The sequence below is a fragment of the uncultured Thiodictyon sp. genome (genome assembly GCA_903837595.1).
Lineage (GTDB): Bacteria > Pseudomonadota > Gammaproteobacteria > Chromatiales > Chromatiaceae > Thiodictyon.
The window spans coordinates 12,759-24,309 of record CAILVI010000413.1; the positions used below are offsets into that span (position 1 = coordinate 12,759).

At 66.2% G+C, this 11,551-nt stretch carries 12 protein-coding genes; 6 read left to right on the forward strand and 6 right to left on the reverse strand.

Annotated features, from left to right (window positions below):
- Window positions 1-115: 115 nt before the first annotated feature.
- Window positions 116-1,828 carry a bifunctional serine/threonine-protein kinase/formylglycine-generating enzyme family protein gene (locus QZY44_RS24665; protein ID WP_295454387.1) on the forward strand — a complete coding sequence of 571 codons (1,713 nt, stop codon included), beginning with the start codon at window positions 116-118 and terminating at the stop codon, window positions 1,826-1,828.
- A 303-nt stretch (window positions 1,829-2,131) separates the two neighbouring features.
- Window positions 2,132-2,341, forward strand: coding sequence for a type II toxin-antitoxin system prevent-host-death family antitoxin (locus tag QZY44_RS24670; RefSeq protein WP_295454389.1), 210 nt, complete (start codon window positions 2,132-2,134; stop codon window positions 2,339-2,341).
- Here QZY44_RS24670 and QZY44_RS24675 read toward each other — a convergent pair.
- Entirely contained in the window at window positions 2,338-2,712 is a 375-nt protein-coding gene (locus QZY44_RS24675; protein WP_295454391.1) for a hypothetical protein, read from the reverse strand. The genes QZY44_RS24670 and QZY44_RS24675 overlap by 4 nt on opposite strands.
- 1 nt (window position 2,713) lies before the next feature.
- Window positions 2,714-2,995, reverse strand: coding sequence for a DUF6516 family protein (locus QZY44_RS24680; RefSeq protein ID WP_295454393.1), 282 nt, complete (start codon window positions 2,993-2,995; stop codon window positions 2,714-2,716).
- A 237-nt stretch (window positions 2,996-3,232) separates the two neighbouring features.
- Here QZY44_RS24680 and QZY44_RS24685 point away from each other — a divergent pair, with 237 nt between their 5' ends.
- Window positions 3,233-3,721, forward strand: a complete 489-nt coding sequence (locus tag QZY44_RS24685; protein ID WP_295454396.1) for a low molecular weight protein-tyrosine-phosphatase — start codon at window positions 3,233-3,235, stop codon at window positions 3,719-3,721.
- Here QZY44_RS24685 and QZY44_RS24690 read toward each other — a convergent pair.
- Window positions 3,718-4,881: a carbohydrate porin gene (locus QZY44_RS24690; RefSeq protein ID WP_295454398.1), complete on the reverse strand. Its 1,164-nt coding sequence runs from the start codon at window positions 4,879-4,881 to the stop codon at window positions 3,718-3,720. The two genes, QZY44_RS24685 and QZY44_RS24690, sit on opposite strands and share 4 nt — an antisense overlap.
- Before the next feature lie 203 nt (window positions 4,882-5,084).
- On the opposite strand from QZY44_RS24690, the gene QZY44_RS24695 reads away from it, so the two are divergent.
- The 3 genes from QZY44_RS24695 (at window position 5,085) to QZY44_RS24705 (ending at window position 7,433) form a co-directional block, all read left to right on the forward strand.
- Window positions 5,085-5,357, forward strand: coding sequence for a BPTI/Kunitz domain-containing protein (locus tag QZY44_RS24695; RefSeq protein WP_295454401.1), 273 nt, complete (start codon window positions 5,085-5,087; stop codon window positions 5,355-5,357).
- A 147-nt stretch (window positions 5,358-5,504) separates the two neighbouring features.
- The gene (locus QZY44_RS24700) at window positions 5,505-6,014 is read left to right on the forward strand and encodes a histidine phosphatase family protein (RefSeq protein WP_295454403.1); all 510 of its coding nucleotides are present in this window, start codon (window positions 5,505-5,507) and stop codon (window positions 6,012-6,014) included.
- Between the two features lie 282 nt (window positions 6,015-6,296).
- Window positions 6,297-7,433: an SMP-30/gluconolactonase/LRE family protein gene (locus QZY44_RS24705; protein ID WP_295454405.1), complete on the forward strand. Its 1,137-nt coding sequence runs from the start codon at window positions 6,297-6,299 to the stop codon at window positions 7,431-7,433.
- 50 nt (window positions 7,434-7,483) lie between these two features.
- On the opposite strand, the gene QZY44_RS24710 is transcribed toward QZY44_RS24705, so the two are convergent.
- The 3 genes from QZY44_RS24710 to QZY44_RS24720 form a co-directional block, all read right to left on the reverse strand.
- Window positions 7,484-8,362 carry a fructosamine kinase family protein gene (locus QZY44_RS24710; RefSeq protein WP_295454408.1) on the reverse strand — a complete coding sequence of 293 codons (879 nt, stop codon included), beginning with the start codon at window positions 8,360-8,362 and terminating at the stop codon, window positions 7,484-7,486.
- Window positions 8,355-9,125 (reverse strand): polysaccharide deacetylase family protein, encoded by a 771-nt coding sequence (locus tag QZY44_RS24715; RefSeq protein ID WP_295454410.1) that lies wholly within the window; start codon window positions 9,123-9,125, stop codon window positions 8,355-8,357. Before QZY44_RS24715 ends, QZY44_RS24710 begins: the two co-directional genes overlap by 8 nt.
- Window positions 9,126-9,243: 118 nt before the next feature.
- Window positions 9,244-11,505 (reverse strand): 2OG-Fe(II) oxygenase, encoded by a 2,262-nt coding sequence (locus QZY44_RS24720; protein WP_295454411.1) that lies wholly within the window; start codon window positions 11,503-11,505, stop codon window positions 9,244-9,246.
- Window positions 11,506-11,551 lie beyond the last annotated feature (46 nt).

Here is an 11,551-nt window from a genome sequence, read left to right on the forward strand (position 1 = left end):
AGTTTGCGCGCGGGTTCTGGGTTGACATCCCAGGCCCGTTGATATTCCATTGCCGTGGTTCGGGAAGCGGGCTCGCCCGCCGTCCCGGGAATACTGACACCGGGGAACGCCATCAATGACGGAAACACGGATTGCCACTCAGTGCCCCGGCTGCTTCGCCGCCCCGGGGCGGTCTGGTCCCTGCTCGCGCTGCGGCTATGACGAATGCGCCGGGCGCAGCGGTTTCCTGTTGCCCCACCGCACCCTGCTGCATGGTCAATACCTGGTCGGCAAGGTGCTCGGCAAGCCGGGTACGTTCGGCATCACTTACCTGGGCTGGGACCAGCGCCTCGAAACGCTGGTCGCCATCAAGGAATATCTGCCGCGCGAGTGGGCTGGGCGCGCCACCGATGCGCTGACCGTCGTACCCCACTCGCGGGAGGATGAGGGCGGGCTCTTTCAATACGGCCTGGACCGCTTTCTGGTCGAGGCGCGCACCCTGGCCCGGATTGACCACCCGCATGTGGTGCGGGTGCGCACCTATTTTCCGGCCAACGGGACCGCCTATCTGGTCATGGACTATTACCCGGGGTTCTCGCTTGCCGAGCACCTGGAGCAGCGGGGCGGACGCCTGCCGGAGGATGAGGCGCGTCAACTCATCCTGCCCATCCTCGAAGGATTGAGCGCCGTCCACGCCAAGGGTTTCCTGCACCGCGACATCAAGCCGCTGAACATCTACCTGGCGCAGACCGAGGGCGGCGCTTCGCGTCCGCTGCTGCTGGACTTCGGTGCCGCCCGTGCGGGCATGGGTGAGCGCAGCAGGACCGTGATCTATAGCGGCGGCTATTCACCCATTGAGCAATACCACGAGAAGGGCAAGCAAGGCCCCTGGACCGACATCTATTCCACCGCGGCCGTGTTCTATCGCCTGGTGACGGGTAAGTCACTGCCCGAGTCCATCGCCCGCCTGGTCGGGGACCCGCTCAAGCCGGCCGCTGACTTTGGTGTCTCTCAGGCACTCAGCGACACCCTGACGGTGGCCTTGGCGATGCAGCCCGAGGAGCGCCCGCAGACGGTTGCGGATTTTCAGACCAGGCTGGTGCGCTCCGACCCCCTCCCAGAGATGGTCCGCATCCCCGCCGGTCGCTTCTCGATGGGCTGCCAACCGGGCGAGAAGGAGTGCGAGGATGATGAGAAGCCAGCCCATTGGGTCAAGGTGGCAGCCTTCGAGTTGGGCAAATTCGCGGTGACCTTTGACGAGTGGGACGCCTGCGTCGCCGATGGCGGCTGCAGCCACCAACCGGATGACGCGGGTTGGGGGCGGGGCAAGCGTCCGGTGATCGACGTCTCCTGGGACGATGCCCTGCAGTATGTGACCTGGCTCAGCCGCAAGACCGGCAAGACCTACCGCCTGCCGACTGAGGCCGAATGGGAATATGCGGCCCGCGCTGGGACCACGACCGCCTTCAGCACCGGCGACTGCATCAATACCGACCAGGCCAACTACGACGGGGACGACGATCATGCCGACTGCGGCGCCAAGACCGGCGTATACCTGGGGAAGACCCAGCCGGTCGGTAGCTATCCCGCCAATCCCTGGGGCCTGTATGACATGCATGGGAATGTCTGGGAGTGGGTGCAGGACTGCTGGCATGGCAGCTATACCGGTGCCCCGCAGGATGGCTCGGCATGGCTCGATTCTTCCGAAGACAGTGGGCGGCGCGTGGTGCGCGGCGGTTCCTGGGGCGTCGACGCGATGGTCCTGCGCACCGCCCTTCGCGGCAGGGTCGGCTCTGGCAGTCGGTACGACGCCCTCGGTTTCCGCGTGGCCAGGACGCTTGCCCCTTGATCCTTTAGTCCTTTGCCTCTTGGGGGGTTCCAAGGTCGGCTTAAGCCCCCTTGGCCGATTGTTTTGTTCGGCGCTGGGCTGGGTCACGTCTTGGCGCGGTGCGACCCCGCTCCCCGTAGGAGCGGCTCCCGGCCGCGACGGGTCGGCGCAAATCCGTAGGGTCCGCTGCGCGGACCGAACCCCGGACGCGATCCCAGCCGGCTGAAGCCTCGGCCTCCGGTCTGGACGCGGTTCCCCTGAACTTCGGCCGGGCGGCGGACGCGTGCTAGACTAACGCCCATTAGTCCACAACGAAGCCCCGCCATGCTGACCGTCAACATCCACGAAGCCAAGACCCATCGCTCCCGCTTGGTCGAGCGTGCGGCGCAGGGCGAGTCATTCATTATCGCCAAGGCCGGCCATCCCTTGGTCAAGGTGGTGCCGCTGCTGGCGGGGGAGGGCGGCGCGACGCAGCGGCTCGGTTTTCTCACGGGCGAGATCCGGGTCCCGGAGGATTTCGACCGCATGGGTTAAGCCGCTTTGGCCCTGGCCAGGGTGACCTGGATCTGAATCTCCTCCCAGGGCACACAGACCAATCCTGCCGCATTCCGCTCAACCAGCCCCAGATCCAGCAGTTTGGCGGTGTCTGAGTCCACCTCATGGACGTCGCGCCCCAGGTGTCTGGCCAAGGCGGCGACGGTGACTGACCCCAGCCCCTTGAGTGCGTCCAACAGCGCCAGCCGTGCCGGGGTAAGCTCGTCGAAGAGCTGCGAGACGGTGGCAAAGCCCAATTGATAGTCCGCCGCCGGCAGTGCTTCGCCCGCCGTCGCCCGGTGCGCCAGGTCAGTCAGTTCGGCCTTGGTCCGTGCCCAGTCCGCCACTCGTACAATCGCTTTTCTTGCCACCTCAACCTCCCAGCCGTTCCACATCGGCGATAAAATCGGCCATCAGTCGTTCGATCGACACGAAGGCATAGGACACCTCCAGGTTACCGAGGTGCTTGTGATCCCCCTTGCCGCGCTCGTTGTCGTAGCGCACCAGGCAGGTGCCGGCGCGTCCGCAGTAGAGCCGGTATTTGTAGGGGTGAGTGCAGCCCGGAACCGGCACCGGGACTTGCCACACCACAGCCTCAACGGTCAGACCGTTGGGCAGGACGTCGCGCAGTTGGTAGACGGGCGTTGCTGGCATCGTTTTATGGTAGGCAATCGCTTGCCGTTCTGCCAGGGTTCGCGATGCGGTACCGGGCTGACGTCCGACCTGACGATGGGATAGACGGTCTTTACCGCCCCAACATTCTGCCGTAGCCTGTGGCTCAGTGAAACACACAACGGCGCCCTTGTGTGTGCTTGTGTGCCAGAGGTTAGTACGCTTGGGCGAACATATGTACGCAGATGGAAGAAAAAAGGAAAGAGAGATTAAACAGTTATGAACGATAACGCACGAGTCAAGGTTCTGTTCGTCTGCATGGGCAACATCTGCCGCTCCCCCACCGCCCACGGTGTCTTCCGGCACCTGGTGCGGGAGGCCGGCCAGGAGGCGGTGATCCAGATCGACTCCGCCGGGACTCACGCCTATCACGTCGGCGAGCCGCCGGACGCCCGGGCGACGGCGACGGCGCGGGCGCGCGGCGTCGATATCAGTGACCTGCGGGCGCGCCGGGCGTCGTCTGAGGATTTCCTCTACTACGACTACGTCCTCGCCATGGACCAGGACAACTATCATAGCCTAGCCCGCATCTGCCCCCCGACGATGGAGCCCAAGCTATTGCTCTTCATGGATTTCGCGCCGGACCTGAAGTGCCGGGAGGTGCCTGACCCCTACTATGGGGGCGCGCGCGGTTTCGATCAGGTGTTCGACCTGGTGGAGGCCGCCGCCCGCGGTCTGCTGGAGCATCTCGCCGGCCAGGGCCGCTAGAAGGCGGCGGTGGCGCGTAGTCCGTAGATCCAACCCTCCGTGCTCCCCCCCGACCGATACTGGTCCTGCATGTATTGGACGTCCGCGCTCAAGGCGAAGTGTTCGTTGAAGGCCAGGCGGTAATAGGTTTCGAAGACATCGGTGCGGGCGATATCCATGTTGCCCCCCGGCAGGTAGGCGAAGGCTAGGCCGATCGTGTCGTGCTCCCGGCCCCAGCCGGCCCCTTTGAAGTTGAAACCGCCGGAGTACTCGGCCCCATAGTCCACCAAGGCGTGTTGCGTCTGCCAGCCGACACGCAGAAAAACGCCCACTACCTTGCCCAGATCTTGGTCGCAGGACAGTGCCAGGCCGGCGCGGCGCTGCCTGCTGGCTGGGGGCGGGTCCGTGACCGGGCTTGCGTTCGGGTCCACCGTGGGCGCCGGGCTCAAGAAGGAGCGGGACGTGCGGACAGACATCAATCGGTAGTTTCCTTCTCCCAGTGTGGTTTGGAGTTTGTAATCGATTTGCGCGGCGAACCATTCGAAGTGGTAGCCGTCGCTGTTCTGCGGGACGCTCGTGCCCACGCCGCTCAATGCCCAGTTGCCGACCTTCCACACGAGCACCCCGCCCCAGTGATAGCTGGGGATGACGGCGTTGTGCGCGTTGGCGAATACCTCGTTCATGAACTGAGTCGCTTCATCGTTGGCAAAGGCGTTTTGGTCGACATAGACGCCCGGATCGATGATGCCACCGGTGATCTGGACGGTGTTGGCCGTCGCGAACTCAAAGGTGTGTGCGTACCATGCTTCAAGCAGGTTATTGCGGTTGCTGCCGCCGATGTGCGTGACATTGGCTGCCAGATCGGCGGCCCAAGGGGCAAGCGCGAAGGGGGATACCGGGTTCAGTCCGTTCCAGGCGGCAAAGCCCAGCTTGGCGAAAAACTGGTCCTGTTTGGTTGCGTTGTAGGTGATCTCTGGCTGGAAGACAACCGCGCCACGGCAGAGTGTGCCGTGGGGGGCGCCGCGGGTGATCTGCTGGCATTGCGCGGCACTGGTTAAGATGCCGCTGATTTCCAGGGTGTCGTTGACCTCGTAGGGCCAGGCCGTACGGCCGACTCCAGCGGCCAGGGTGATGGCCAGGGTCAAGGCGGTCGATCGGCGTCGGGTCTTGCTGTTGAGCATCGGTTAGTTCCGGGATCTGTTGGTTCGGTGCGTGTCCGGGCGCCGCGCCCCAGGCGACGCCCCAAGCGCGTGGCGGCGAAGGTAGCACGACTGAAATCGACGCGGTACCCGGTCGGCCGCCGCGACCCGCAGTGAGTGTGTCCCCGGATAAGGCTAGAATCTCCGCCCTGTACGATCGGTGTCGGGTGTTGCTTGGGGGCCTTATGCGTGTTGTGTGTTGGTGCTGGATGCTGGTGGCGGTGGTATTGCTCGGTGGCTGTGGCGGGGGCGGCCAGTCCGTGGTCAGCAATCCGGAGGACCTGCCGGTCAGTTGTGTGGCCAAGCCCGGCGTGGGCAGCTGTCACGGCCACTACCGGAAGTTCTACTACGATTATCGCAGCAACCGCTGCAAATCATTCAACTACAGCGGCTGCGGCGGCCGGGTACCCTTCGAGACCCTGGAGGACTGCGTGAACTATTGCGGGGCCGTTCACTGAAGTCTACTTCCCCCCGGTGTCGGTCGGAAACCGCGCCGCAGGCTGGTCGTCGGAACGGCGTGTTAAGCTGGCTTAACAGTTCGCGAGTCGCCCGGCTGCGGGGCGCGCCGCCATGACTGCCTTTGTGTGACCACGAGTACCACTTCTATGTCCCCTGAACTCCTGATATTGCGCCATGCCAAGTCCGACTGGGACTCCGGCGCCGGCGCAGATTTCGATCGCCCCCTGACCGGGCGCGGCAAGCATGACGCGCCCAAGATCGGCGCCTGGCTGCTGTGCGAGGGGCTGGTGCCGGATCATGTCGTCAGTTCGCCGGCCGAGCGCGCCCGCCAGACGGCGGTCAAGGTGTGCAAAGCACTGGGCATCGACAAGGATCGGATCGCCTGGGACCCCAAGATCTATGAGGCGACCCTGAGCGCACTGCTCGGAGTGCTCGGGCGCTGTCCTCCGAGCGCGTCCAGGGTCCTGCTGATCGGCCACAATCCGGGGCTCGAGACACTGCTCGAACACCTGTGCGGCGATCCTCTGGAGCCCTCGGACGACGGCAAGCTGCTCGCCACCGGGACCCTGGCCCGGCTGGAATTGCCGACGGGTTGGGCGCCGCTGGTGCCCGGCTCGGCCCGACTCATCTCTATCATCCGCCCGCGCAATATTTAGCATAAATCTTATGCTTGCACTGGCCTCGGACTGCCCCAGTTACCGCCTCACCACCTGACGCGGCAGTGCTGATGGGCCTAAAGTCGGGGCTACACTCGCTCTGTGGAGATTGAATCTCGTGTCTCTTGCCGAATTGGCGGCCTTGGGGTCGGCCCGGCGCGCCATGTGGGCGGTAGCGCAAGGGGGGAACAGTCCCTGCGTCCTTCCCGCCGAATGACACCCAAGCGCCCGGGCAGGCAGCGCCGCGAGCGCGTCCACAAGATGCGATGAGGAGTGAACAAAATGTCGAAGCGTTTGATTCAGACGGCGGCCTGCGGCTTGGTCCTGGCGGTCGGCGCCACCGATCTGGCGGCGGGCGGCAAGTCGCGTGTGTTCGGTGACGGGAGCGTACTCGCGACCATCCCCCCGCAGGCAGCCTACTGCGCCGGACAGCCCGGCTGTAACGGCGGCTACCCGGAAGGGGTGGCGGTCGTTGCAGACCTCGTGTACGTCGCCGGACCGGCGACCTTCGGTACGAGCGGCAAGGGTCCGAGTGTGGTCACGGTCATCCAGAAATCCACTGGCCGGCATCTCACCGAGATCCCGATCGCGGGCGAGGACAGGACGCAGGAGCACGCGCTGAGCGGCATCACGGTCGACGGCAACGGCAATGTCTACGTCCTCTCGACGCAGTTGGGCGTCGTGCGGATCGAACGTCACGGCCAAGCGTACACGCAGTCTGGGTATGCCACGGCCCTGCCGGACCTGCCGGTATGCTCCCCCGGTGGTGCCTCGCCTTGCTCGCCGACCCTGGTCGATCTGCCGCCGATCTCCAACGAAATGACCTTCGACGACAGCGGTTATCTCTACATCACTGACTCGCTCCAGGCGACGATCTTTCGTGTCGCACCCGGCGGCGGCGCGCCCGAACCCTGGTTCCAGAGCCCGCTGCTGGCGGGCAACCTCGCGGCACCGCTGCCGTTCGGGGCCAACGGCATCAAGCTCAGCCCGGATCGCACCTATGTCTACGTCAACGAGACCTTCGACCCCGTCGACCTGACCGTCGGGCACGTCTATCGCATCCCGCTGGTGGACCAGCCGGCCCCGGCGGACATCGAACTGTTCGCGACCTTCACGGGCTTCGCGGCGCCGGACAGCCTGGTGTTTGGCAAATCGGGCCGGCTCTATGTCTCGCTCGCCGGCTCGAACCAGATCGCCGTGCTCGATGAGGGCGGGACCGAGATCACGCGCATCAGCGGCCCCGCGGGCAGTGCCCTCCCGCTCGACGGTCCCGCGACCATGGCCTTCGACGACGCGAACAAGTCGCTCCTCGTCGCCAATCACGCCATCCTCGGTAACCCCTCCGACTGGGCCATCCTGCGCATCTTCGTCGACGAGAAGGGTGACCCCTACCCGAACGCCCTACACGGTTGTCACTGAGCCCGTGGGTTGCGCCTCCGTCGGCGGCGCAACCGTCAGTATCTCCACCCTCAGCGCACCTCGGCCAGCAGTCGGTCGATCATCCCGCGCGCCTGTCCCAGGTAACCGCTGCCAAATAAATTCAGATGGTTGAGTATGTGGTAGAGGTTATAGAGGGTCTTGCGGACCGTGTAGCCAGGGTCCAGCGGCCAGGCCTCCCGGTAGGCCGCGTAGAAATCCGCACCGAAACCGCCGAAGAGTTCGGTCATGGCCAGATCGGCCTCACGGTCTCCATAGTAGACCGCCGGGTCAAAGATCACCGGCGCCCCATCGGGGAGCCAGCCCAGGTTCCCGCCCCACAGGTCACCATGCAGGAGTGCCGGCTGGGGTCGGTGGGTCAGCACGGCGTCGAGGTCGCAGCGCAGCTGCTCCCCGGCGTCCTGTAGGCCGCGGGCATAGCCGTTGCGTGCGGCCAGTTCGAGCTGGAATCCCAGCCGCTGGTCGCGCCAGAAGGCGGCCCAGTCATGGCTTGGGGTATTGGACTGGGGGGTGGCGCCGATGAAATTGTCCCGCGACCAGCCGAAGGTCGCCGATCCGCTGCGGTGCAACTCGGCCAACTGTCGTCCGGCGGTGGCGCCGCGGGTGGGTCCACCCAGTTCCAGCCGCTCCAGTACCAGGAAATTGCGGGTCGCGGTCTGGCCCCAACAGACCGGCGCTGGTACGCGCAGCGCGCCGGCTGCGGCGAGCTCGGCGAGCCCCGCGGCCTCCGCCTCGAACATAGTGTGCCGGGCGGCGGCGTTGGTCTTGACGAAATAGCTACGCTCTCCGGCGGTTAAAATCACCGCGTCGTTGATGCAGCCGCCGCCCACCGGGCGCGCGGCCGCGGTGGGGGCGAAGGGCTGGCCGGTGGCCGAGGCGATGTGCTGGGCGATCACTGCCCAGTCAGTCACGAGGGCGGCCCTCGCGGCTGTGCGGGGGGGCGCCAGGGTAGTCTCCCGCGATGACCTGGTGAATGGTCCTCACATAGGTGCCGTGTACCGCGCGCCGTTTCAGCCAGAACAGGAATCGCACCAGGGTGTCCTCGTTCACTGAATAGAGGTCGCAGCCATCGCAGATCTTGTGAAAGACCATCGTCACCCAACCGCCGCCGTGGGCCTCGGCCGCTGTGACGTGGTGCTGCAAGGCGGCCAGGCTGTCGGTTGCGATCACGCTTTCGTTGCTGTAGAGGAAATAGGGGTCAGGTGGGGGCAGTGCCTCTGCCGCAGGACAGGTTGGGCAGTCCCCCGATGCGCCGACACTGCGCGCGCTTTCGTACCTGCCGATCGGCTTATGGAAGGGGCCGTAGGTGCCGGGGCAGCCGCCGGCCACGATGTCCCGGGTGGCGGGGCCGGTGGAGGCGAAGGGATAGGCGAACGAATACACAGCGTTGCCATACCACTGCCGCAACTGCTTCAGGTCATCGCAAATGGCCTTGCGCTGGGCCACCTCGCTCAGTGTGGCAAGGTCGACGTGGTCGATGGTGTGTCCGCCGATGTCGTCGCCGTTGTAAAACAGCGTATCGAGTTCGCGCTTGGTCAGAAAATCGCCATTGTTGATGCGCCCGGACCGGCGTATCGCATCGGAGTTGACGTAGAAGGTCGCCGGCAATCCGGTGTCGAGCAGCGGCGCGATGGCGGCCGACTGCATCAAACCGTCGTCGAAGGTCAACGACACGATCGTCGCGTGGCCCGCCGCCTGGAGTGCTTGCGGCGCATTCAAAGCCAACAGGAAGCTAAGGCATAAGCCTTTGATAACGAGACTCGCCCTTGGTAAACGCGATGATTTCGCCATGTCAATGCTCCAGCCGTCCTCGCTGCTCCAGGTCCTGTGTCCGCTGCTGCACCCGCCGTTCGTAACTCGCCTGGTTCTTGGTGCAGACCAAGGTATGGGGACTACCCCGTTTGTCGGTGGCCAGATTCAGGTCGCTGCCGCTGTGCCTCGCCACCTCGCTCACATGGGTGCGTGCGTTCTGCGCGGCCTTGAGCCGCCAGATCGACTCCATGGGGGAGGCGAGGAAGCGGGAGAGACCCTGGCAATCGTTGCAGGAGCAGGTGAGGCCCGCCGGGCGGCTGAGATCCGCCGGTGGCTCCAGCGGTTCGGCGATGCGTTGGTTCAGATGTGCGAGGACGCTCTGGCGTAGCGCCGCAACGGCCGTGGTTCGCGGACCCGCGACGGTCGCGGCGTGTAGCACGAGGGCGGCGGGGAGTAGGATGTTGTCCATGCCGTAACGTTCGGGGTGTGCCATGAAATGCTCCAGCGCCCGGTCGGCCAGTGTTGGGTCGATCCGCCCGAGTGCGGTCAGGGCCTGGACGACCAGTTCGGGGGTTGGGGGCTCGCGCCGCGGGTGCAGACCGAACGGGGGGCTGGGTGGCGGCTGCTCTTGCGTGGTGAGCGCGGCGAGCAGTGCGAGTGCCGCAGCGCGCCAGGGCTCTGGCCCGCCCGCGGGGTCCGCGCTCATGCGCCCCAATAGGTCTGCGCAGGCGGCCGGCTGGCGGGGTGCGTTGCCGGCGACGATGGCCGCCAGCAGGTTCGCGGCGCGCGCGCTGGGCAGCCGGGCGAGCATGGCCGCCAGCTGCTCGTTGTCGTGCGGGCCATAGGCCCCGACCGCGGACTGTCCGGCCAGGAAGACCGCGGCGCACTCGGGGTCGTTGAGGCGCGCCAGCGCATCGAGCAGTGCCCGGGTCCGGCCGGCCTCGCTCGCCTCTTTGCGCGCCCAGTCTTGTTGTGGCCAGGTGGCGCCGATCTGGGCGGCGAGTGCGCGCGCCTGCGCGCGCAATGGGTCCGCGGGTGCCCGGCCGGCCGCTTCCCAGTGCCGCACCAGCTCCCCCAGGAACGGCAGGCTGACCTCCAGGCCCCCAGCCGCGAGGACGGCCGCCCGGTTGGCGTGGGGCCAGAGGACGAGCGCGGCGCATTGGTAGGTGCGCTCGAAGGAGGCGCCCGCGTTTCCGGTGGCCTCGGAAAACTCGGGCTCCGCGTCGTCCCCGGCCGCGAATGCCCCTGGCGGAGCGACCTCGTCGCCGCAGAAGGGCAGGGCGCCCATGGCCGGCCGGGTGCCGTCCGGGTGGCGCCAGTCGTGGAGCGACTCACTGCTTTCGGTGACTTCGCCGACCTCGAACTCGGGCTCATGCCAATCCCCGCCGCATTCCGCGTAGCCGTATTCCTCAATGCTCGCGAGTGCCAGGAAGAGGTCGCAGTCGGCCGCGCGGGTGGCGGCGCTCACCACGGCGGTGATCGCGGCATCCGTGCCCTTGAGGGTGTCGAATCCCAACTCGGCCTCGGTATAGGCGTGCTCCAGCGGATAGACCAGCTTCAGGGGCAGCGCGGGGGCAGAGTGCCGCGGGTTGCCCCAATCGCGCAGCAGCGCCGTCAACTGGGCCTGCTCGGTGTCGTAATCAGGCGGCTGGGGGAGCTGTTCACCATCCGGGCGGATCAGGTTGTAGATCAGGGTCAGCCGGTGGCCGGACCGGATTGGCAGGACCTCGTGCAGGCAGTCCGCATAGAAGGCGGCAAACGCGGCCTCGGACGGCTCGTCCCGGTGCAGGTCCAGCCGGACCTCCTGACCCCGGTGCCGCACCAGCAACTCCCCGCCCGCAAAGTCCCCGGGCAGGACGACGACCAGGGTGGCGAACATCCCGGGCGATTTCTCCGTGTCGCGGTGCGAGAGGAAGAAGCTGCCCTCCTCGTAGACCAGCAACTTGTAGAGTTCGGCTTCCACCCGTCCGGTCACGCCAAACGCGGCAGCGACCCGCGTCACCACGGCAGCCAGGTCCTCGGCCCAGCGCCGGCCAGTGATCTGTACCCGGGCGGCGTCGAGTTGCCAGGTGCGCCGGACCCGGGTGTCCACCAGCGTTTCGGTGCCGCGTCCATAAGGTGCCTGCTCGGCGATTGACTTGATTTGCTCGGCCTGCATGGACAGCAGTGGCAGCGCGATGGCGCCGACGCCCTCGACCTCCAGACGGGGCGGGTGCAGGTCAAAGGTGCCGGTGGCATAGAAGTCGCCGGGGCGCTGGACTCGGGCCAGGCATTGCGCGAGTGCGGTGGCGAGATCGGACATGGGGGAGGGCTCCAGGAGCGAGCAATGGGTGTGGGGTGACGTCATC